Origin of the sequence: Pseudosulfitobacter sp. DSM 107133, from assembly GCF_022788695.1 — a bacterium.
Lineage (GTDB): Bacteria > Pseudomonadota > Alphaproteobacteria > Rhodobacterales > Rhodobacteraceae > Pseudosulfitobacter.
Genome location: NZ_CP085154.1, coordinates 3,435,903 through 3,456,124, shown reverse-complemented (window position 1 = coordinate 3,456,124; position 20,222 = coordinate 3,435,903). Strand labels below are relative to the sequence as shown.

Annotated in this window: 20 protein-coding genes and 1 tRNA gene; 3 read left to right on the top strand and 18 right to left on the bottom strand. The window is 62.0% G+C overall.

The window, feature by feature from the left end:
* Positions 1-236: 236 nt before the first annotated feature.
* From DSM107133_RS17195 to DSM107133_RS17175, 5 genes are all read right to left on the bottom strand, one after another.
* The gene (locus DSM107133_RS17195; protein WP_114294212.1) at positions 237-1,004 is read right to left on the bottom strand and encodes a 5-oxoprolinase subunit PxpA; all 768 of its coding nucleotides are present in this window, start codon (positions 1,002-1,004) and stop codon (positions 237-239) included.
* A gap of 12 nt (positions 1,005-1,016) precedes the next feature.
* A complete protein-coding gene (locus tag DSM107133_RS17190; RefSeq protein ID WP_114294213.1) occupies positions 1,017-2,036 on the bottom strand; it encodes a biotin-dependent carboxyltransferase family protein in 1,020 nt (339 codons plus the stop codon).
* Positions 2,033-2,773 carry a carboxyltransferase domain-containing protein gene (locus DSM107133_RS17185; RefSeq protein ID WP_114294214.1) on the bottom strand — a complete coding sequence of 247 codons (741 nt, stop codon included), beginning with the start codon at positions 2,771-2,773 and terminating at the stop codon, positions 2,033-2,035. The genes DSM107133_RS17190 and DSM107133_RS17185 overlap by 4 nt, the downstream gene beginning before the upstream one ends.
* A gap of 108 nt (positions 2,774-2,881) precedes the next feature.
* Positions 2,882-4,096 (bottom strand): crosslink repair DNA glycosylase YcaQ family protein, encoded by a 1,215-nt coding sequence (locus DSM107133_RS17180; protein WP_114294215.1) that lies wholly within the window; start codon positions 4,094-4,096, stop codon positions 2,882-2,884.
* Positions 4,093-5,124 carry a LacI family DNA-binding transcriptional regulator gene (locus DSM107133_RS17175; protein WP_114294252.1) on the bottom strand — a complete coding sequence of 344 codons (1,032 nt, stop codon included), beginning with the start codon at positions 5,122-5,124 and terminating at the stop codon, positions 4,093-4,095. The genes DSM107133_RS17180 and DSM107133_RS17175 overlap by 4 nt, the downstream gene beginning before the upstream one ends.
* A gap of 114 nt (positions 5,125-5,238) precedes the next feature.
* Here DSM107133_RS17175 and DSM107133_RS17170 point away from each other — a divergent pair.
* Both DSM107133_RS17170 and DSM107133_RS17165 read left to right on the top strand, forming a co-directional pair.
* Positions 5,239-5,315, top strand: a tRNA-Arg gene (locus tag DSM107133_RS17170).
* Between the two features lie 212 nt (positions 5,316-5,527).
* Complete coding sequence (locus tag DSM107133_RS17165) at positions 5,528-7,972, top strand: AMP-binding protein (RefSeq protein ID WP_114294216.1); 2,445 nt, start codon at positions 5,528-5,530, stop codon at positions 7,970-7,972.
* On the opposite strand, the gene DSM107133_RS17160 is transcribed toward DSM107133_RS17165, so the two are convergent.
* The 11 genes from DSM107133_RS17160 to cbiE form a co-directional block, all read right to left on the bottom strand.
* Entirely contained in the window at positions 7,961-8,698 is a 738-nt protein-coding gene (locus DSM107133_RS17160) for a peptidase (RefSeq protein ID WP_114294217.1), read from the bottom strand. The two genes, DSM107133_RS17165 and DSM107133_RS17160, sit on opposite strands and share 12 nt — an antisense overlap.
* A gap of 34 nt (positions 8,699-8,732) precedes the next feature.
* Positions 8,733-9,530, bottom strand: a complete 798-nt coding sequence (locus DSM107133_RS17155) for a transglutaminase family protein (RefSeq protein ID WP_114294218.1) — start codon at positions 9,528-9,530, stop codon at positions 8,733-8,735.
* A gap of 20 nt (positions 9,531-9,550) precedes the next feature.
* The gene (locus DSM107133_RS17150) at positions 9,551-10,492 is read right to left on the bottom strand and encodes an alpha-E domain-containing protein (RefSeq protein WP_114294219.1); all 942 of its coding nucleotides are present in this window, start codon (positions 10,490-10,492) and stop codon (positions 9,551-9,553) included.
* A 1-nt stretch (position 10,493) separates the two neighbouring features.
* Positions 10,494-11,918: a circularly permuted type 2 ATP-grasp protein gene (locus tag DSM107133_RS17145; RefSeq protein WP_114294220.1), complete on the bottom strand. Its 1,425-nt coding sequence runs from the start codon at positions 11,916-11,918 to the stop codon at positions 10,494-10,496.
* A 132-nt stretch (positions 11,919-12,050) separates the two neighbouring features.
* Positions 12,051-12,827 carry a precorrin-6A synthase (deacetylating) gene (gene cobF / locus DSM107133_RS17140; RefSeq protein WP_114294221.1) on the bottom strand — a complete coding sequence of 259 codons (777 nt, stop codon included), beginning with the start codon at positions 12,825-12,827 and terminating at the stop codon, positions 12,051-12,053.
* A 58-nt stretch (positions 12,828-12,885) separates the two neighbouring features.
* On the bottom strand, positions 12,886-13,569 hold the full coding sequence (locus tag DSM107133_RS17135; protein WP_114294222.1) for an energy-coupling factor ABC transporter permease: 684 nt from the start codon (positions 13,567-13,569) through the stop codon (positions 12,886-12,888).
* Positions 13,570-13,675: 106 nt separating this feature from the next.
* On the bottom strand, positions 13,676-14,401 hold the full coding sequence (cobA, locus tag DSM107133_RS17130) for a uroporphyrinogen-III C-methyltransferase (protein WP_114294223.1): 726 nt from the start codon (positions 14,399-14,401) through the stop codon (positions 13,676-13,678).
* Entirely contained in the window at positions 14,398-15,714 is a 1,317-nt protein-coding gene (locus tag DSM107133_RS17125) for a cobyrinate a,c-diamide synthase (RefSeq protein WP_114294224.1), read from the bottom strand. The genes cobA and DSM107133_RS17125 overlap by 4 nt, the downstream gene beginning before the upstream one ends.
* On the bottom strand, positions 15,711-16,496 hold the full coding sequence (cobM, locus tag DSM107133_RS17120) for a precorrin-4 C(11)-methyltransferase (protein WP_114294225.1): 786 nt from the start codon (positions 16,494-16,496) through the stop codon (positions 15,711-15,713). The genes DSM107133_RS17125 and cobM overlap by 4 nt, the downstream gene beginning before the upstream one ends.
* Positions 16,493-16,852 carry a cobalamin biosynthesis protein gene (locus tag DSM107133_RS17115; RefSeq protein ID WP_114294226.1) on the bottom strand — a complete coding sequence of 120 codons (360 nt, stop codon included), beginning with the start codon at positions 16,850-16,852 and terminating at the stop codon, positions 16,493-16,495. The genes cobM and DSM107133_RS17115 overlap by 4 nt, the downstream gene beginning before the upstream one ends.
* Complete coding sequence (gene cbiE, locus DSM107133_RS17110; protein WP_114294227.1) at positions 16,849-18,048, bottom strand: precorrin-6y C5,15-methyltransferase (decarboxylating) subunit CbiE; 1,200 nt, start codon at positions 18,046-18,048, stop codon at positions 16,849-16,851. The genes DSM107133_RS17115 and cbiE overlap by 4 nt, the downstream gene beginning before the upstream one ends.
* Position 18,049: 1 nt before the next feature.
* Between cbiE and DSM107133_RS17105 the strand changes: the two genes are divergently transcribed.
* The gene (locus tag DSM107133_RS17105; RefSeq protein WP_205387849.1) at positions 18,050-18,796 is read left to right on the top strand and encodes a cobalt-precorrin-6A reductase; all 747 of its coding nucleotides are present in this window, start codon (positions 18,050-18,052) and stop codon (positions 18,794-18,796) included.
* Here DSM107133_RS17105 and cobJ read toward each other — a convergent pair.
* On the bottom strand, positions 18,772-19,509 hold the full coding sequence (cobJ, locus tag DSM107133_RS17100; protein WP_114294229.1) for a precorrin-3B C(17)-methyltransferase: 738 nt from the start codon (positions 19,507-19,509) through the stop codon (positions 18,772-18,774). The genes DSM107133_RS17105 and cobJ overlap by 25 nt on opposite strands.
* Positions 19,506-20,222, bottom strand: a complete 717-nt coding sequence (locus DSM107133_RS17095) for a precorrin-2 C(20)-methyltransferase (protein ID WP_114294230.1) — start codon at positions 20,220-20,222, stop codon at positions 19,506-19,508. The genes cobJ and DSM107133_RS17095 overlap by 4 nt, the downstream gene beginning before the upstream one ends.

Genomic DNA, 20,222 nt, shown 5'->3' with positions numbered 1-20,222 from the left:
TTTTTTCGCAGACAAGAAGCATTTGCGCAAGAATAGTGGTTCTATCTTAAGCAGATGCGCCGCAGGCTGCGGGAAAATCCGTCAAACCCGAAGGGCGGCAATTTCGCTTCATTTCAACGTCTTGGGTCGCTTGCAAATAGAACCACTATTGGCAGCACGACCCAAACCTTTGAAATTTCGCGAAATCGCCGCTGAGTATATAGAATTAATGGGTCCAGAGCCTAGGTGTCCAGACCCTAGGCTGTACGCCCAGCGAACTGGGTAACGGTAATATCAGCAGCTTCCAGAGTGTCGCGCACCGCAGCAGCAATCTGCACGGCAGTCGGTGTGTCGCCATGCAGGCAGATCGTGTCGATGGGGGTTTCGATGTGCTTGCCCGAATCGGTGATGATCGCCTGCGCCTTGACCATATCGACCATGCGCTGCCCTGCGACCTTGGGATCGTGGATCACCGCACCCGGGATCGAACGGTCAACCAGCGTGGCATCGTCGTTATAGGCACGGTCGGCAAAGATCTCGCAGGCGAACTTGCAGCCCAGGCTGCGCACGGCGCGTTCCTGTGCGGTGGCGGCCAGCACCATCACGATCAGGTTTTCATCGACCGACAGTGCCGCCTCGTAACAGGCGCGCGCCATGTCTTCGTCTTCGGATGTCATATTGCCCAATGCGCCGTGCAGTTTGACGTGGCGCACCTTGGCGCCCAATGCGGCGGCCATCCCCAGCGAGGCACCGACCTGACAACGGATCGAGTTTTGCAGCGATCCGGTGGGCATCTGGATACGGCGGCGGCCAAAGCCCTGAATGTCGGGAAAGCCGGGGTGCGACCCGATGCCGACCCCGTTTTGCAGTGCGATTCCCATCGTGGTGGCCATCACGTCAGGGTCGCCCGCATGGGCCCCGCAGGCGATGTTGGCAGAGGTGACAGTGGTCAGCAGGCTGGCGTCGTCGCCCATTTTCCAGGGGCCAAAGCTTTCGCCCATATCGGCGTTCAGATCCACTTGCATGGCGATGTTCCTTTATTCAAACGGGTCGGCCTGCGCCGAGATGGCCCCGCTGACCAGTTGGTAGGACAGCAGGTCGGATATGTCGTTGATGTCACGCACCAGCGGTTGCGCCTTGGCCGCCAGACCGGCGCGGGCTTTGGCGTCCTGTTGCTGGATCGTGACGGCCTCTTCCAGCGTGATGAACTGGAATGTGATCTGCCCGCCCGCAGGGGTCTGGGCCATGCGCGGCAGGTCGGCGGGGATGACCGTGCCGATGCGGGGATAGCCGCCAGTGGTCTGGCTTTCGCACATCAGCACAAAGGGCGTGCCGTCGCCGGTGATCTGGATGTCGCCCTGCACGATGACCTCGGACACGATGGTGCGCATCCCTTGGGCGGCAAAGCCGGTCCCGTCATGTTCCATGCGGATGCCCTGACGGTTGGCGCGGGGGTCACGCTTAAAGGACGTGGCCTCGAACCGGGCGCGTTCCTCGGGCGGGAAGTGGTTGGTTTGCACCGACGGGACGATGCGCACGGTGCCACCGTCGAACCGTTTGTCGCGGGGCAGATAGTACCCGGTGCGTGTGCCGGTGTCGGGCAGGGCGGGCAGGGTGTCCCCCTTGGCGATCAGCTTGCCCAGACCCGCGGACATATGGCCACCGCGCGCGCCCATGCGTACCGGCGCGTCAAAGCCGCCGCCGATGTGCAGATAGGCATAGCTGCCCGACCGTGCCGCCCCTATGGTCAGGCGTTGCCCTGCCTCCATCCGGTGTGCGGCGTTCCATGCGGCGCTGGCATCGTCGATGCGGGCGGTCATGTCAGCACCCGTCAGGGCGATGCGCAGAGGGGCGGTCGCCTCGAACACTCCGCCGACGCTGGCGATTTCCAGAACCGCGCAGTCGGGGGATTGTTTGAGCAGGGCAGCACCCTCGTGAACTGCCAGTGTGTCGATGGCGCCGCCACGGGTGAGGCCCGAGGCGATGTAGCCGGGACGTCCCAGATCCTGAAAGGCGGCGGCAGGGCCGATCTGGATGACCTTGAGGGCGGCGGTCATGGCAGTGCCTCCCACGTTGCACCGCCTGCGCCGTCAGCGTTGTTGGCAGCGATGGTATTGTAATCGGCGGGGGTCGTGGCGTGGAACAGCAGTTCGTCACCCGGCGACAGCGGGAAGGGCGTCTCGGACGTGGGCCGGAAGGTGTGGAATGCAGTCTGGCCCACATGCCGCCAGCCCGTTGGCGTGTCGTTCGAGAACAGGCACAGCTGGCGCACCGCAGCCACCAGTGCCCCGCGCGGGATGTTGGGGCTGAGCGTGCCCAGACGCGGGATGTTCCAATGTTCACCCAGCGTGCCCAGATAGGGCTGACCGGGGGCGAAACCGATGGTGATCACACGCATACGGGTGCTGGTCAGTTCAGCGACGGCATCCTGCGGTGACAGGCCTGCGGCCTCGGCGGCCTCGTCCAGTTGCGGGGCCAGATCGCCACCGAAAACCGCCGGAATGTGCCACAGCTTGCGCCCCTCGGGCAGGGGGGCCGCGAACCAGTCACGGGTGGCCAGCAGGTCGGTCAGCTGTTCGGTGATGGAGGCAGCCGAATGCTGCGCCAGATCGGTGCGGAAAAAGGCCGAGATCAGCGAGGTGGCGCTTTCGTGCACCCAGTCCCAGCCCTGGGCGTCGACAGCCGCGCGAAAGGCCAGCGCGGCACGGTTGGCGGTGTCGTCCAATGCTTCGGCAAAGGTGACGAGGACGCCTGACAGGCCGACGGTGTGAATCGTTGGATAGGTATTGGACATAAGCGGACACTACCCTTTCTTCACGCGGGTGCAATCTCTGTGATCGGGTCGGGGGCCAGCCCCCCGGCCTGCGGCCGTCCCCCGGAGTTTGACCGGCAAGATGAAGCACTAGAGCGGGTCGCGCAGCCAGCCGGACTCAAAGGCAGTCTGGCTGACCCCTGCGAGGTTCAGGATGCGGTTCAGTTCTGCTGCAAGCGCAGCGAGGCGCCCCTTGCCCCAGCGGGTGCCGCGTTCGGGCCAGAGGGCGCGGATCTTGAGTGTGTCATCGGTGCGAAAGGCCTTCATGTCGATGCGTCCCACCAGCCGGTCGCCTTCGAGGATGGGGAAGACGTAGTAGCCATAGGTGCGTTTGGGTTCCGGCACAAAAACCTCGATCCGGTAGTGAAAGCCGAACAGTTGCTCGGCACGTTTGCGGTCGCGCAAGGCGGGATCAAAGGGGCTGAGGATGCGCAGGCGCGGGCTGGGCGGGGAGTGGATCGCGGGATCGTGCGGCAGATCGGGGCGCGCATAGGCGGCGCGCAGGCTGCCATCGGCGTTTTGCACGTCGATGGGAATGATGGTGCCACGTGCGAGGGCTTGTTTGACCCAGGCCTGCGCCTCGGCGGGACGGATGTGACCCCAGAAGGCGGCCAGCTCGCTGTGCGAGGCGAAGCCAAGGCGGTCGAGGGCCTGTATGCAACACCAGTCGATGGTTTCCCCGGTGTCCGGCGCGTTGGCGGGATCGGCAAGCGCCGTGTCGATCACGCGCTCCGTCAGGTCATAGCGCTTCTGGAACCCGCTGCGCCCCGTGACAGCCAGCGCGCCCGAGCGCCACAGATATTCCAGCGCTGTCTTGGAAGGGTGCCAGTCCCACCACCCGCCCGAGCCCTTCTTTTCGTCGGTGCCCACATCCGATGACGAACACGCTCCGTTTTCGCGGATGTGGTCCAGCACCGTTTGATATTGTGCTTCGAAGCCTGCGCGGCGGTCCTTGCTCCACGCCTTTTTCAGGCGCTCTGCATCGCGGGAGCGGCGCATGTGCCAGTGGGGATAGAATTGAATGGGAATAACAGCCGCGTCATGCGTCCAGTGTTCGAACAGGGCGCGGTCGCGGCTGTACAAGGTTTCAAGTGCCTTTGGCCGGTAGCGGGGGCGACGTGCAAACAGAATCAGATCGTGCGCACGCGCGACGGTGTTGATACTGTCGAGTTGCACGAAACCCAGACGGGTGATCAACGATGCAAGAGCATCGCCCTGGCCAGGCCCTTGCGGGGTTTCGTGCAAGGCATGACGGTCCAGAAAGACCCGCCTTGCACTGGTGTTGCTTAGGACAGGCCGCGTCACGCGCGGCGGCGGCGCAACGTATCGCCAAGGCTGAGCTTGGGTGTGAGGGTGATTTTCTGCGGCTCGGTGGGGGCGCCCTCTTGTCCGTGGTCGCGGATGATCTCGGCAGCAGCCCGGCCAATCTCAAGGCGGCAGGCGTCCATTGTCGCCAGCTGGCGCGGCAGACCTTGCAGCAGTTCAACCCCGTTAAAGCCTGCCAGCCCGATCTGTCCGGGCACGTCGATGCCCTGGTCCAGCAGGTACAGCAGCCCGCCTGCGCCGATCATATCGTTGGAGTAATACAGAAAATCGAGGTCGGGGCTGCGATCCAGCATTGCCTTGGTCATCTCGCGGCCCTTCGCCAAAGCCGAACCACCTGAGTAGAACTCGCGATCCTCGATCTCGACACCAGCCTTGGCAAGGTGTTCGGTGAAGCCTTCGAACCGTTTGCGGGCACGGTGATCCAGCGGCATTTTGGTGCCCATGAAGCCGATGTGCTGATAGCCCTGCTTCAGGATCGCACGGGCCATTTCGGCACCTGCTCGACGGTGTGAAATGCCCACCATCGAATCGACGCATCGCCCGTCGGTGTCCATGATTTCGACCACGGGGATACCCGCGTTTGTCATCATGGCGCGCGCGGCTTCTGTATGTTCGAGCCCGGCGATGATCACACCCGAAGGGCGCCATGACAGCATTTCATACAGCACCCGCTCTTCTTTCTCGGGCAGATAATCGGTTACGCCCACGACCGCCTGCAACGGCGTTTCGTCAAGGATCTGATTGATGCCGGTCAGCACCTCGGGAAAAACCATGTTTCCCAGCGACGGAATAATCACCGCCACCAGATTGACCCGCTTCGAGGCCAGGGACCCTGCGATCTGGTTGGGCACATAGCCCAGCGTCGTGGCCGCCTCGAGCACCTTTTTGCGGGTCGCGTCGGACACGTCACCCCGATTGCGCAAGACGCGGCTGACGGTCATTTCGGAAACACCCGACGCTTCTGAGACGTCACGCAGGGTGAGGGGGCGTTGGGGGCGGTCAGTCACAAAAGCCATCCTGTTGTCATGTTCCCCTCAGTAAGCCCCAGCCGCACAAAAGGTGCAAGACTGCGCGGTCGTTTGGTGACAAAGCGTGTGAGAGGCGTTATGCGTCTGCGCGGCGGCCCCGTGGCTCAACTGGATAGAGCAGCCCCCTCCTAAGGGGCAGGTTGCAGGTTCGAATCCTGCCGGGGTCACCAAGTCAGCTCAAAATGTGCGGCTTTGGGTCAGAACTTTGAGAGATATAGCTCGATTGCAAATGCATCGGCGCGCTGCGTAACAGCTTTCGGTGGACTGAAGCCAGAGAGTCCAAATGAACATATTGTTCTACTTTGGGATCAACTTTGATTTGTAATGGGGTGCACTGAGATTCAAGGTAGCTTGGAGGCATAAGTTGCTGTACCAGACTCAAATGAGTTCATTTAAGCTCCAAGCCACTGCACTGGTTCGTAAAAACACGATTGCTTTCGTCGAAAACGTGTTCGCGTTATACGAGGCGCGGCGTCCGTTTGTCATTGTCTCGGACGAAGCGCAGGCCAGAAACCTGCCGGGTATCGAGATTGACCGCTGTATCGTTCCGGCCGAGCAATCTGGCTGGTTCGCTGCACAGCACGCCCTGATCCATGACGACCAGCCTGCGCAGGTCAGCTATACATCGGGGACCGAAGGACTGCCAAAGGGCATCCTTTTGACCTATGCAAATCTGGCCGACGCGACCGGGCGGGTTATCGATCAGATACAGATGACCTCGGAAATCCGCGAATATGTGGGGGTTCCGGCGACCTTCAGTTTTGGCATGGGGCGCTATCGGGCGGTCAGTGCCGTGGGTGGGCAGGCCTATCTGCCACCACGCGGGTTTGATCCGCTTGAGCTTGCGCGCATGCTGGCCGCAGGAGAGGTGAACGCCTTGTCGGTTGTGCCGACCCTGCTGCGCATTCTGCTGGCGGCGCCCGACACCATTGGTGATGCAGGCAAAAAGCTGCGCTGGATGGAAATCGGGTCGCAGCACATGACTGCGGACGAAAAGCGCGCGGTCAAGGCGCTGTTCCCGAACGCGGTGATTGTGCAGCACTATGGCCTGACCGAAGCGTCGCGCAGCACGTTTTTGCAGATTTCCGAGGTGGCAGATGATCTGCTGGACACTGTCGGGCGCCCCGTGGGGCAGACCGAGGTGGACCTTGGCGCGGACGGGCGTATTCGCATACGCGGGCCACATGTTGCAAAGTCTCGTGTTGACGCTGACGGGTTGACGGATTTGCAGGATGCGGATGGCTGGCTGCAAACCAACGATCTTGGACATATGCGCGATGGCTATCTGGTGTTCGCTGGCCGGGCCGATGACCTGATCAACTGCGGCGGCATGAAGATCGTGCCGGACCAGCTTGAGGAACGCATTCGCGCCCATCTGGAACCAGATGCACAGATCGCAGTTGCCAAAGTGCCCGACGACCAGCGGGGCGAGGGCGTGTTGGTTGCGGCGCAAACCGAACCTGCGGGTGTCGCCCGCGTGCGCGTCGCTGCGGTATCTGCGCTGCGCGAGATGGGTGTCGAGGCAGGCGGGGCACTGCACATCATGGCGGTGAACGCCATGCCCGTGACCGGCACCGGCAAGGTGCAGCGGGGGGTGTTGGCCGAACAGTTTGCCGCGCAGCAGGCCGAGGTGTCTGTCAGCGCAGAGGCTGCCACAAACGAAGTCAGCGATGTGCTTTCGCTGTTCCGGCACGAATTTCCCGGTCAGACGATCCGGCCCGAAGATACGTTTGAATCCCTTGGCGGGGATTCGCTGCACTATATCCAGTTCTCGCTGAGCTTTGAAAAACGCTTTGGCCAGCTGCCTGCGGATTGGGAAACGATGAGTGCTGCCGCGTTGCAAAGCCACGTTGGCGCAAACCGCAAGACGATCTGGCGGCGGCTTGAATCGGTTACGTTTACGCGGGCGTTCTTTATTGTCTGCATTGTTGCCTTGCACACCGATGCCTTTGTCTACAGCCCCAACTGGGGCGCGGCCTATTTTCTGGTGCTGTTGGCGGGCTATTCGGTTGCCCGTTTCCAGCTGCCCGAAATCATCCGCTCGGGCAGTGTTGCCACGCTGGTGGGCACCATCAAATATGTGGCGATTCCGACCGTGTTGATGGTTGCCCTGCTGCAAGTGGCCACCCAAAGGTTCGAGATTTTACCGCTGTTGCTGATCTCGAACCATCTGGATCCTGCCAATCTCAAGGGCTTCCTGTTCTATTTTGTTGAATTCTACATTCAATTGCTGGTGTTTGCTGCGGTGCTGTTTTCGATCCCGCCTGTGCGCGCAGCGTTCCGTTTGCGCCCGATGATCAGCGCGCTGGCCCTGCTGGCGTTTGTGGTTGTGCTTGACCGGTCGATCGAGGCGGTCTGGAATGGCGATTACAATTTCCACCGCACACCCTGGCACTATGGCTGGGCCTTTGCCCTTGGGATCGTCCTGGCATCTGCGAATGACCGGCGCGGCCGCTTTGTGGCGCTGGCTGTTTCGATACTGGCGGTTTGGGTCGCCTGGGGTTTCACCTCTGCGGCGTACTATGTCGGTGGTGGCTGTGCTATCGTCTTGTTTGTGCGGGCCTTTATCGTGCCTGCACCGGTCAAGACAATCGTGGGCGAAATCGCCGGGGCGTCGCTGTTTATCTATCTCAGTCACTACCAGATGATCAGCGTCGTGACCAAAGTGTTTGGCGAAAACAAGCCTTGGTTGACGCTGATTTCGTCCCTGATCGTCGGGGTGGTCCTGACCCATCTGTACGCCTGGTGCGCACGCAAGGTGATACAGCTTACAAACCCGACCCATGACAAAACCGGGCTGGGGCCAAGCGTCGGTTCAGGGCTTTAGCGTATAGCTGGGCAGTTGCAGGAACGCATCTTTCAGCGCATCGCCCCAGCCGCTTGAAATTGCCTGATAGACAGGGTCGGTGTCGTCAATGCGGGTTTGGGACATCGGTTGCAGGCTGTCGCGGTGATAGATCATCAGATCAAAAGGCAGGCCAACACTCAGGTTCGATTTCACTGTCGAATCAAAGGACACCAGCAACAGTTTTACCGCATCTTCAAAACTCATCTCGCGGTCGTAGGTCCGCACAAGGATCGGCTTGCCGTATTTGGTTTCACCAATCTGGAAGAATGGCGTGTCGTCGGTGATCTCGATAAAGTTGCCCTCGGGATAGATCAGGAAGATCGTCGGCTTGCCGGTGCCGATCTGCCCGCCAAGGATCACCGAGGCGCGAAACTGGTCCACGGCACCCTGACCATTGGGCGACGAATTCACGATCACCTCGTTCAGCGTGTCACCGACCAGACGGGCCACCTGAAACATGGTCGACTGGCGCAGGATCGAGGGGTCGCGTTCCTCGGTTGTTTTCGAGCGTTCTTCCAGCAGGCTGATCATTGCCTGTGTGGTGGCCAGATTGCCCGCTGTCATCAGAACGATGGACCGTTCGCCCGGCACCTCAAAGCTGAACATCTTGCGCGTCACGGCAAAGTTGTCGACGCCCGCGCTGGTGCGCGTGTCGGCCATAAAGACCAGACCTTTATCAAGCCGCATTCCGACGCAGTAAGTCATTTTGAGAAATCCAAAGCAGATTCGTTGCTTGTGATTACTGCTGCACCTGCAAAGACACAATCATCGATTCATCTGACGTGCCCATGCGCATGCCTTCTATGGGAGATGCTTCCTTTGCGTCACGGCCCAAAGCGATGCGGATATACCGTTCATCCGGCGAAATGCCGTTCGACACGTCAAAGCCGACCCAGCCCAGCGTGTCCAGATGCACTTCGGCCCAGGCGTGGCTGGCATCCTGATCCACCTGGTCGTCCATCATCAGATAGCCCGAGACATAGCGGGCAGGCAGGCCCGCCAGACGCGCCGCCGCGATGAAGATTTGCGCGTGGTCCTGGCACACGCCCTTGCCACCGGAAAGCGCCTCTTCGGCGGTGGTGTCGGCAGCGGTGTGGCCGGACTCATAGGGTACGGCCTCAAGGATCGCCGCAGACAGGGCGTGCAGCCCGGTCAGCATGTCGTCGTGTTTGTCCAGCGTGCTGGCAAAGGCCCTGATCTTGGGGCCGGCCTCGGTGGTCGTGGTTGGCATCCGCAACAGGTACAACGGTACGCGCCCGTAAACCTTGCCAAAGACGCCGTGGGTGTTTTCGGTGATGATGGTGCCGCGCGCGGTAATCTCAACCGCGTCACCTTCGGGGGTGATCGACACCAGATCGGTCTGGTTTCCATGATGGTCGAGGTAAGAGCATTCGATCTTGCCCCCGGTCACGGTCAGGTCCCAGTCCACGACAGATTGCATATGCGACGCCACCGGTCGCAGCCGGGTCTTTTGCAGCCCGTATATCACAGGTGCATCATAGGCGTAGCGGGTCGTATGCGTGACGTGCAATTGCAACTGAGGAATCCTGCCTGAGATTAATAATTGAAACGATAGTCTTTTTCGATCTGCGCGCCCAGTGCGCCGACATCCGAGATGATCGTGCCCAGAACATCATGCAGACCTTCTTCGATGATCGAATGGATGTCGCGGCCTTTCAACCGTGCTGCCAGCCGGTCGGCCATGTCATGCGACGGGCGGCGGTCGTTGTATTCTTCGGCCAGATAGTCGAGGTTTTCGACAATCTGGCCGGCGCAGAACGCCAGTGACCGGGGCATTCGCCGGTCCAGCACCAGAAAGTTGGCGATGTTGGTGGCGGTGTAGTCTTCCTCGACGGCCCAGCGGTACGAGCGGTGCGCCGAAACCGACCGCAGCAGGGTTTCCCACTGCACGTTGTCCATGCGGCTGCCCACCAGCGACGGAGAGGGCAGCAACGTGTAATATTTCACGTCGATGATCCGCGCGGTGCTGTCCATGCGTTCGATGAAGGTGCCCAGACGGCAGAAATCATAGATATCGTTGCGCAGCATGGTGCCATGCAACGCCCCGCGCACCAGCGCCGATTGCTGGCGGATGATCGACAGCACTTCTGGCAGGTCGGTATCTGGCACCGGATTTTTCAGCAGCTCGGTGATCAGCATCCACGTTTCGTTCACCGCCGACCACACTTCGGTGGTCAGCGCCGTGCGCACCAGCCGCGCATTGTCGCGGGCCTGCTTGACCACGGACAGAACCGACGACGGGTTGTCGGTGTCGCGCAGCAGATAGTCGATCACGTTGGTGCTGTTGAATGTCTTGTGTTTGGCGGTGAACCCTTGTTGGGCCGCCGAGGTGATAATCACCGATTTCCATTCGGTTTCGGTGTTTGTCGAGCGTGTCAAAGCGATGCGAAATCCGGCCTCGATCAAGCGGGCGTTGTTTTCAGCCCGCTCCAGACCCCGGAACATCCAGTACAGACCGCCTGCGGTTTTTCCCAGCATATCAGTCTTCCAATACCCAAGTGTCTTTGGTGCCGCCGCCCTGGCTTGAGTTCACCACCAGCGACCCTTCTTTCAGTGCAACCCGCGTCAGACCGCCGGGCGTGATGTTCACCCCGTCGGGCGACACCAGCGCAAAGGGGCGCAAATCAACGTGGCGCGGGGCCAGTCCGGCGTCGGTAAAGATTGGCACGGTGGACAGTGACAGCGTCGGCTGCGCGATATAGTTCGATGGCCGCGCTTTCAGTTTGGCGGCGAAATCCGCCAGTTCCTGCTTGCTGGCGGCGGGGCCGACCAGCATGCCATAGCCCCCCGATCCGTGCACTTCCTTCACAACCAGATCGGCCAGATTGTCGAGAACGTATTTCAGCGAATCGGCTTCGGAACAGCGGAAGGTTTGAACATTCTTCAGGATCGCCCGTTCGCCGGTGTAGAATTCCACGATCTCGGGCATGTAGCTGTAAATAGCCTTGTCGTCGGCAACCCCCGTGCCGGGCGCATTGGCGATGGTGATATTGCCCGCACGGTACACATCCATGATGCCCGGAACGCCCAGCATCGATTCAGGGTTGAACGTCAACGGATCAAGATATTCGTCATCGATCCGGCGATAGATCACGTCGATGACCTTGTGGCCTTCGGTCGTGCGCATGGCAATTCTGCCATCGACGATTCGCAGATCGTGGCCTTCGACCAGTTCCACGCCCATCTGGTCCGCCAGAAAGGAATGTTCGTAATAGGCCGAATTGTGAATGCCCGGTGTCAGAACCGCCACCGTGGGGCGGCCTTCGCAGCTGGACGGTGCACAGGCCGCCAGCGACCGGCGCAGGTTCTTGGGATAATCGCTGACCGGCTGCACCTTGATCTGGCTGAACAGCTCGGGGAACATCTGCAACATCGTCTCGCGGTTTTCCAGCATATAGCTGACGCCCGAGGGGGTGCGCGCGTTGTCTTCCAGGACGTAAAACTCGCCTTCGCCCGTGCAGACAAGGTCGGTGCCGACGATGTGGGTGTAAACGTCACCCGGCGGGGTGAAACCGATCATTTGCGGCAGAAACGCATCATTGTTCTGGATCAGTTCGATCGGAACAACACCAGCCCGCAGGATTTCCTGCCGGTTGTAGATATCATGCAGGAACGCGTTTACGGCGCGGACACGCTGGTCGATGCCGCGGCTCAGTTTGGACCACTCCGCCCCTGTCAGGATGCGCGGCACCAGATCGAACGGGATCAACCGTTCTTCGGCATCGGCCTGTCCGTAAACGTTAAAGGTAATGCCTGTGCGGCGGAAAAAGGCCTCGGCCTCTTGTGCTTTGCGGGACAGTCGCGCGGTGTCTTGCCGCGCGAACCATGCGTCATAATCAATATAGGGCGTGCGGACACTGTCCTGCCCCATCATCTCGCTGAAATGCTGGCTTTGTGATGTCATGGGTCAAGACTACATCTTTGTAAACAATGCGCAACAGGACCGTGATTTTGCGTTCTCGCGGCCACAATAGACGCCTAATTTTCAGGCACTTCACAAGTCATATTTGGTGCGCGACCAAACGCTTCCGTAGGGTCAGGCGCATTCCGGTTCAACGACATCGCGCCGCAGCAGGTAAATGTCCATGATCCACCCGTGATCTGCCCGCGCCTCGGCGCGCGTTGCGATGATTTTCGCAGTCACCTTATGCAGCGGCCCGCTAATGCGGATTTCATTTGGCATGCCGGCATAGGCACTCCACCAGATATCGGTTTGCGGCTGTTGCGGCAGCGACTGGAATGCATAGGTTCCGTCCAGCATCACGGCAACGGTGCGTGCGCCTGTGGGCCAGCCGTGTTGGCGCAATTGCCGTCCCGTGGTGATTGTCACGGCGTCACCGATGGTGTTCAGGGGAATGACATGTCCCGCGGTCAGGGCCTGCAATGACGTGATGCCCGGAATGATCTCGACCGAGAGCGGCAGAACCGTCTCAAGACGCTCGGCAATGCGCATGGTGCTGTCATACAGCGACGGGTCGCCCCAGACCAGAAACCCCACGCGCCCGCCATCCGGCAGGCCTGTGCGGATTTCATGCAGCCAGGCGTCGGCAATCGCATCGTGCCAGTCGTCCACTCCGTCGCGATACTGCGGGTTGTCCGCGTCGCGTTGCGGCAGGTCGAATTCGCGGATGTCGGGGCCGGGATCGTTCAGCACCTGCGCGCATATCTCGCGGCGCAAGGCGGCCAGATCGTCCTTTTGCGCGCCTTTGCGCGGGATCAGGATCAGATCGCAGCCGTTCAGCGCGTCGATGGCCTGAAGTGTCAGATGCTTCGGGTTTCCGGCGCCGATGCCGATCAGGGATAGGGTGTACATAGCTGTTTTCCGCAAATGCAAACGCGGCCCTGTTGCAAGGGCCGCGCTCTCGTGAGGCTCAGGATTTAGCCGACTGATGCAGACGAGCGGTGAACAACGGCCCGCCTGTCAGGTCGCGCGCCGTCTTGGCTGCGGCCAGAACGGCCAGATCGACCAGCGGCTCCAGCAGGATAACCAGCATATAGGCCGCGCCAAAGCTGAATGTCGCAGCCAGATTTTCAGCGCCAAAGCCCTGACCATACAACGCCCAGAACGCCACCCAGCCCACAACACCGGCCTGAAACGCTGTCGAAAGCGCCAGCGCCTGTGTGTATTTCAGATCAACATAGGCGGTGTCGGGCGCAATGATCCGTTTGGCCAGCGCAGCCACGGCAAACAGCGGCACCAGCAGCGTGGTCACGTTGATGAAATATTGCGGCAGATCGAAGGGGGCAAAGAACACGCCCTGTACCAGCAGGCCCAATGCCAGCCCGAAAGCGGCAGGCGCCGCCCCGAACAGCAGAAACAGGGTCGAGCCGAGGATCAGGTGTACTTCGCTGACCCCGACCGGATAGTGTGGCAGGATTTCGAAGAATGTCAGCGTCAGCAGCGTGGTAATGACGGTGCGCCCGACAAAGGCAAGAATGTTGCTTTGGCGAATGCTGTCGATGGCCGTTTTGGCCGCATAACCCGCAGCACCGGCAGCGGTGGCATAAGACAGCACGATCTTGGCGCCGTTCACGACTTCATGTTCGATATGCATATTTGGTCTCCCTGCCGTCGGTCCTGACGGCGTTTGGTTTGGCTTGCCCGCAACGGGCGTTGGACTTGCATTGTCATCCTATGGTGACATCTGGATTTTGGGTTTGTCACGTCTCCTGTTCTGTCAAAGGTCCGTAAAGAATAATGGCAGGCCCTGTCGCGCCTGCATCCTGCGCAAGGGCGGCAAGGGATGCAATCGTATGACGGCTCAGGGTTTGTGCGGGTGTCGACACGGCCTCGGCCAGCAGGGCGGGGGTGTCGGGGGGCAGGCCCGCATCCATCAGGCAGGCGGCAAAGGCCGGAAAGGTGCGGCGACCCATATAGACCACCGTGGTGGCTGTCGGATCGGCAAGCGCCGCCATGTTCAGATCCTGCGGCAAGGCTCCGGTCACGTCATGGCCGGTGACAAACTGCACGCGGCGCGCCGTCAGCCGACGCGTCAGCGGGATCATGGCCGCCGCCGCCGCGGACGAAGCCGCCGTGACGCCGGGCACGATTTCATAGGCCACCTTGGCGGCGTTCAACGCCGTCAACTCTTCTTCGAGCCGTCCGAATATCCCGGCATCTCCCGATTTCAGACGCACCACCTTTGCCCCGCTCAGGGCATAGTCGACCAGCAGACGGCTGACATGATCCTGACGCGGCGACGCACGCCCGGCGCGCTTGCCGACGGCGATCAGATCGGCATCGGGGCTGACATGGTCCAGTATTGGCCCCGAGGACAGGTCGTCGAACAGCACGACCTCGGCCGCTTGCAGGCGTTTGACAGCTTTGACCGTCAGCAACTCGGGGTCGCCCGGACCAGAAGACACAAAAGAGACAAATCCGCTCATGATGCCCCCGCGATCAGATGAAAGAAGGTGCCTGTGGCATTGCCCCGCCGCGATCCGGTTTCCGGCACAGCATCGCCGTTGGCGTCAACCACATGGGCCAGCGGCGTGTCGGGTTGCGACAGGATCGTGGAATAGTGGAACTCGTGCCCGCGCAGCCGTGCGCCTGTGGTCTGGCCACTGGCGGGCGTGTTCAGCGTGGCCAGTCGGTAGCCCAGATGCATCTTGCGGGTTTCATAGCTGGTTTCCAGCCCCAGAAGCCCCGCCATCTGGTGGCGCGTGCCGGTCTTGTCGATCAGCCCCGCGCCCATCGCCATATAGCCCCCGCACTCGCCGTGCACGGTGCGGGTTTGCGCGAAATCTTGCAGCCCGGCACGGAACCTGTCGGCGGCGGCCAGCCGTCCGGCGTGCAGCTCGGGATAGCCCCCGGGCAACCAGCAGATATCGGCGCTGTCGTCGGGGGCTTCATTGGCCAGCGGCGAAAACAGTTGCACCTCGGCCCCCGCGTGGCGCCAGTGGTCCAGAAGATGCGGGTAGATGAACGAAAACGCGGCATCCCGCGCCAGCGCGATCCGTTGCCCCGGTGGTGGGGGCAGGGTGTCGGTTCCGTCGGGAAACCCATGAGAGCGGGCCACACTGACCAGCAGATCAAGATCGACATGTGCTGTGATAAAGTCACCCGCCGCATCCAGCAGCGCCATCAGTTCCGGTTGTTCCTCGGCCTGAACCAGCCCCAGATGGCGTTCGGGCAGCGCCACGGATCCCTGACGGGGCAATGCACCCAGAACCGGAATGCCGACACGCTCCATGCCAAGGCGCAACAGATTTTCGTGGCGCGGGCTGGCCACTTTGTTCAACACCACACCTGCGATGTGGACGTCGGGCCGCATGGTCTTGAACCCCAGTGCCGTGGCCGCAGCTGATTGTGCCTGACCCGACACATCCAGCAACAAGATCACCGGCCAGCCTGTCAGCGCGGAGATATCGGCGCTGGCCCCGTTCGAGGTTTCGCCCGCCGAGGCCACCCCGTCAAACAGCCCCATCGACCCTTCGATCAGAGCAAGGTCACCACCGCGCGACGTTCCGATCAGGTCGGCGAGAACGCCTGCACCCATCGCCCATGTGTCCAGGTTGAAAGAGGCCCGCCCGCAGGCGGCGCGGTGAAAGCCGGGGTCGATATAATCGGGGCCGCTCTTGAACGGGCGCACATCGACGCCACGCTTGCTCAGCGCGTTCAGCAGGCCAAGCATCAGCGTGGTTTTTCCGGTGCCCGATGACGGCGCCGAGATCATGAGGCCTTTTGGAATCGGTTTCATGCGCTGCCCTCGGGAAAACGCGGGGTGGTGCCGACAGGGCGAAAGCGACGGTCGTAATCCGCAGCATAAAGACTGCTTTCGTCAAACCCTTCAGCGGCCAGTGCGCGCCCGACCAGCACCAGTGCGGTGCGCCCGCGTTCGCCCTCGGTCGCCTCAATGACGGTGCCCAGCGTTGCGCGCACAATGCGCTCGTCCGGCCAGCTGGCGCGCCAGACAATCGCGACGGGGCAATCCGCGCCGTAGAACGGGGTCAGCCTGTGCACCACATCCTCGACCACATGCACAGATAGATGAATTGCCAGTGTCGCCCCCGTGGCGGCGAAATTTTCCAGCGTCTCGTCCGCAGGCATGGCCGAAGCCCGCCCCGAGGTGCGCGTCAGCACCAGCGATTGCGCCACGCCCGGCAGGGTCAGCTCGGCCCCCAGCGCCGCCGCCGATGCGGCAAAGGCCGGAACGCCGGGGGTGATGTCATAGGAAATGTTCAATGCGCGCAGGCGGCGCAGTTGCTCGCCCATGGCGGACCAGACCGAAAGATCACCGGAATGCAACCGTGCCACGTCTTGTCCGGCATCGTCAGCGGCTTTGATCCGCGCAATGATGTCGTCCAGAGACATTGAGGCGGTGTTGATAATGTCCGCGCCCTCGGGGCAGTGGGCCAACAGCGCCTCGGGCACCAGTGACCCTGCATAAAGGCACACGGGACAAGCCGCGATCAGATCGCGCCCGCGCAGGGTAATCAGATCGGCGGCACCGGGGCCTGCGCCGATAAAGTGAACAGTCATGGTGTGGGTCCTTTTGCAATTGCGGCGGTGGCCATGCCATTGGGGCTGGTCACGCGTGAAATGGTCAAAGTTGCGCCCGCGCCGGCCGCGCGCAGGGCCACGGCTTCGGCAAGTGAGCCGGTTGCGAAACGGGCGATGATCCGGGTGGATTGCGTGGGGGTCTGGATGCCTGAAACATCCTGTTCCGGCACCAGGATCAGGGGTATGCCCATCTGCTGTGCCAGTTCGCTCAGGGGTGGCGTGGCCTTGGTGTCTAGCGCGGCCAGTCGGTCTGGCGTCACGCCTGCAAGGTCCAGAGCACAACGCAGGTCGGCCAGCGTGGCCTGTCGGCGTAATCCGATGCCTGCAACAATCATCGCACCACGCTCCATTGCACTTGCGGGCGGCTGGGGGTCCAGCCCCGCATTCGGCCCAGCGGCGTGGCCTGCGCCAGATCTATGCGCAACAATTGCCCGCCGTATTGTCCGTGCCAGCCCGTCAGCAGCGCCTGGCTTTCCAATGTGACGGCATTGGCCACCAGTCGTGTTTGCTCTGGCAGCATGTCCCACAGGTTGCTCAGCAGGTCGGCGTTGACGCCGCCGCCGATGAACACCGCATCGGGCACGGGCAGGTCGGCCAGCGCTGCGGGGGCGGTGCCCTCGACAATGGTGATCCGGTGGGACAGGCCAAATCGCGCTGCGTTCTCGCGGATGTTGGCACAGCGGTCGGCGCGGGGTTCCATGGCGATGGCGCGGGCATCTGCTGCGGCCAGTGCCCATTCCACCGATACCGAACCCGACCCTGCCCCGATATCCCACAGCCGTTGTCCGGCCCGCGGCGCAAGGGCGGCAAGGGTCAGCGCGCGCATGGGACCTTTGGTGATCTGGCCGTCATGCGCGAAAATGTCCGCTTCCCGACCCGCTGTCTGCGACAGGCCCGGCTTGCCACTTACGGCGATGCCCACCACCACAGGCGCGCCCACATCTGACAGGGTGAACTGTGCGGCTGTCCATGTCCGCACCCGTTCATGGGGGCCGCCCAGGGCCTCCATCACGATCAACTCGGATGCGCCGAACCCCTGCGCCGTCAGCCATGCGGCCATATCCGCCGCCGCCGGCCCGTCCCGCAGGGTGCACAGGATACGCCTGCCATTTGACAGGTGCGGCAGCAGCGTTTCAAACGGCGCGGCATGCAGGCCAAGGCTGGCAACCGTTTCCAACCGCCAGCCCAGCCGCGCCGCCGCCAGTGACAAGCAAGAGGGCGCAGGGAAGCAGCGCCATTCCGACGGATCAAGGTGTTGGGCCAATGTACCGCCAACCCCGTGCCAGAACGGATCGCCCGAGGCCAGAACCACAACCGCCCGCCCGCGCAGGGCCACGACAGGCGCAACCGAAAACGGCAGCGGCCAGACCTGCCCGCGCGCGCCTGCTTGGCACAGGGCAAGGTGGCGTTCTCCGCCAAAGACCTGCTCGGCATCCTCCAGCGCTTTTCGGCTTGCATCGCTCAGACCGCCAAGGCCATCTTCGCCCAGACCGATCAGGGTCAGCCACGGATCGCCAACAGGATCAGACATGATGCGTACCCTTATTCTTGGCGGCACGACCGAGGCATCGGAGCTGGCCCGTGCCCTGGCCGAACGCGGGGCTGATGCGCTGTTCAGCTATGCGGGCCGCACCGCTGTGCCGGTGGCACAGCCCCTGCCGACGCGGGTCGGTGGTTTTGGTGGCGTTGAGGGGCTGGCGCATTTCTTGCAGACGCAGGGTATCACCCGCGTCGTGGACGCAACCCATCCCTTTGCCGCGCAGATCAGCCGCAATGCGGTTGCTGCCTGTGCGGCTGCGAATGTTCCTCTGGTGGCCTTCCAGCGCCCGCCGTGGCGTGCCGGTGCCGGGGATGACTGGCGTCTGGTTGCTGATCTGGATGCGGCCGTGAACGCCCTGCCCGAAGCGCCGTCGCGGGTGTTTCTGGCGATTGGCAAGCAGAATCTGGACGCTTTTGCCGTCAAGCCCCAGCATCGCTATCTGCTGCGCCTTGTCGACCCGCCCGCACAGCCCTTGCCCCTGGCGCGGGCCGACGTTGTGATCGCCAGAGGGCCCTTTGATCTGGTCAAGGATCTGGCGCTGTTGGAACAGAACCGCATTGACCTGATCGTGGCCAAGAACGCGGGCGGTACGGGCGCGCAGGCCAAGCTGGACGCCGCGCGGGCGCTGGGCCTTCCGGTGGTGATGATCGACCGGCCCGCCGTACCGCCGCGCACCACGTTTTCCGGCGTCGCAGATGTGTTGCACTGGCTGGGTCATACCACCTGCCTTGGCGTATAGACATGTTGCCCGATCCGGCGCGTGTCGGCGTTGCCAACGATGATCACCGTGCGCATGTCCGCCATCTCGGGCGTGGCCTCTGATAGAGTCACGGTACGCAATTGCTCGGTCGGCTTGCTGACATCGCGGGCAAAGGAAATCAGCCGGTCGGGCCCGCACTCTTCCCTCAGGATTTTCAACGCTTCGGAGAACTGGTGCGGGCGGGCGTTTGAACGCGGGTTGTAGAATGCCATAGCAAATCCGGCCTGTGCGGCCAGACGCAGACGGGTTTCGATCAGCGACCACGGTTTGAGATTGTCCGAAAGGTTGATGGCGCAGAAATCATGGCCCAGCGGCGCACCCAGCCGGGCCGCCGCCGCCAGCATTGCGGTGATTCCGGGAAGGATGCGAATGTCGGTGTCCAGCCATTCCGCGGGTCCGTTTTCCAAGGCTTCGAACAGCGCCGAGGCCATGGCGAACACCCCCGGATCGCCCGAGGAGACAACCACCACGCGACGCCCCCCTGCCGCCAGTTCCAGCGCATGTGTTGCGCGGTCGACCTCGACACGGTTGTCGGTGGCATGCAGGGTCAGGCCGTCGCGGGGGGGCACGCGACGCACATAGGGAATATAGCCGATCACATCGGTGGCCTCGATCAGCACTGCGCGCACCTCGTCGGTCACCAGATCGTCACGACCGGGCCCCAGCCCTGCAACACGCACCCAGCCGCTCATGGTCGCCGCCCCTGTCCGTGTACAATGGCAATCGAGAAATAGGGCACCTCTGCGGGGGCGTCGGTCAGTTTTTGCACCGTCTGGTCACACATCGTTCCGCGTTCTACCAGCCAAGCCTGATCCAGCCGGCCAGCCGATCCAAGCGCGCGCTTCAGCTTGTCCAGATTGCGCCCGATCTTCATCACCACCAGCGCGTCTGTGTTGGCGGCGCGGGCGGCCAGTTCTTCTTCGCTTAGCGTGGCCATCAGCACAGTCATCACGTCATCACCCCAGGTGATGGGATGACCTGTTGCGGTCCAGCACCCCGACATGCCGGTGATGCCGGGCACAATCTCCATGTCGGCGCGCGCTTGCAGGCGGCTGTGCAGATGCATGAACGAGCCGTAGAAAAACGGATCCCCCTCGCACAGCACAATGACATCTTCGGTTTTTGACAGGTCCGTCAGCCGCATGGCCCAATCGTCGTAGAAAACAGATAGCTGGCGATTGTATTCGGGATCGCTGAAATGGATTTCTGTCGTGACCGGGTATTCCATCGCATGTTCGGTGGCCTGCGGTGAGATGATGTCGTCGACAATCGTGCGGGCCTGTCCGCGTCGACCGGGCTTGCGAAAATAGGCGACATGGCGTGCCGCCGAAATCAGACGGTGTGCCTTGACGCTCATCAACTCTGCGTCGCCGGGGCCCAGCCCCACGCAAATAACCTTGCCCAT

What these genes read in the sequence shown, in the direction of transcription:
- DSM107133_RS17195 (WP_114294212.1), bottom strand. Translation starts at nt 1,004, where the DNA reads ATGCAAGTGGATCTGAACGCCGATATGGGCGAAAGCTTTGGCCCCTGG.
- DSM107133_RS17190 (WP_114294213.1), bottom strand. Translation starts at nt 2,036, where the DNA reads ATGACCGCCGCCCTCAAGGTCATCCAGATCGGCCCTGCCGCCGCCTTT.
- DSM107133_RS17185 (WP_114294214.1), bottom strand. Translation starts at nt 2,773, where the DNA reads ATGTCCAATACCTATCCAACGATTCACACCGTCGGCCTGTCAGGCGTC.
- DSM107133_RS17165 (WP_114294216.1), top strand. Translation starts at nt 5,528, where the DNA reads ATGAGTTCATTTAAGCTCCAAGCCACTGCACTGGTTCGTAAAAACACG.
- DSM107133_RS17160 (WP_114294217.1), bottom strand. Translation starts at nt 8,698, where the DNA reads ATGACTTACTGCGTCGGAATGCGGCTTGATAAAGGTCTGGTCTTTATG.
- DSM107133_RS17150 (WP_114294219.1), bottom strand. Translation starts at nt 10,492, where the DNA reads ATGCTGGGAAAAACCGCAGGCGGTCTGTACTGGATGTTCCGGGGTCTG.
- DSM107133_RS17145 (WP_114294220.1), bottom strand. Translation starts at nt 11,918, where the DNA reads ATGACATCACAAAGCCAGCATTTCAGCGAGATGATGGGGCAGGACAGT.
- cobF (WP_114294221.1), bottom strand. Translation starts at nt 12,827, where the DNA reads ATGTACACCCTATCCCTGATCGGCATCGGCGCCGGAAACCCGAAGCAT.
- DSM107133_RS17135 (WP_114294222.1), bottom strand. Translation starts at nt 13,569, where the DNA reads ATGCATATCGAACATGAAGTCGTGAACGGCGCCAAGATCGTGCTGTCT.
- cobA (WP_114294223.1), bottom strand. Translation starts at nt 14,401, where the DNA reads ATGAGCGGATTTGTCTCTTTTGTGTCTTCTGGTCCGGGCGACCCCGAG.
- DSM107133_RS17125 (WP_114294224.1), bottom strand. Translation starts at nt 15,714, where the DNA reads ATGAAACCGATTCCAAAAGGCCTCATGATCTCGGCGCCGTCATCGGGC.
- cobM (WP_114294225.1), bottom strand. Translation starts at nt 16,496, where the DNA reads ATGACTGTTCACTTTATCGGCGCAGGCCCCGGTGCCGCCGATCTGATT.
- DSM107133_RS17115 (WP_114294226.1), bottom strand. Translation starts at nt 16,852, where the DNA reads ATGATTGTTGCAGGCATCGGATTACGCCGACAGGCCACGCTGGCCGAC.
- cbiE (WP_114294227.1), bottom strand. Translation starts at nt 18,048, where the DNA reads ATGTCTGATCCTGTTGGCGATCCGTGGCTGACCCTGATCGGTCTGGGC.
- DSM107133_RS17105 (WP_205387849.1), top strand. Translation starts at nt 18,050, where the DNA reads ATGCGTACCCTTATTCTTGGCGGCACGACCGAGGCATCGGAGCTGGCC.
- cobJ (WP_114294229.1), bottom strand. Translation starts at nt 19,509, where the DNA reads ATGAGCGGCTGGGTGCGTGTTGCAGGGCTGGGGCCCGGTCGTGACGAT.
- DSM107133_RS17095 (WP_114294230.1), bottom strand. Translation starts at nt 20,222, where the DNA reads ATGGGCAAGGTTATTTGCGTGGGGCTGGGCCCCGGCGACGCAGAGTTG.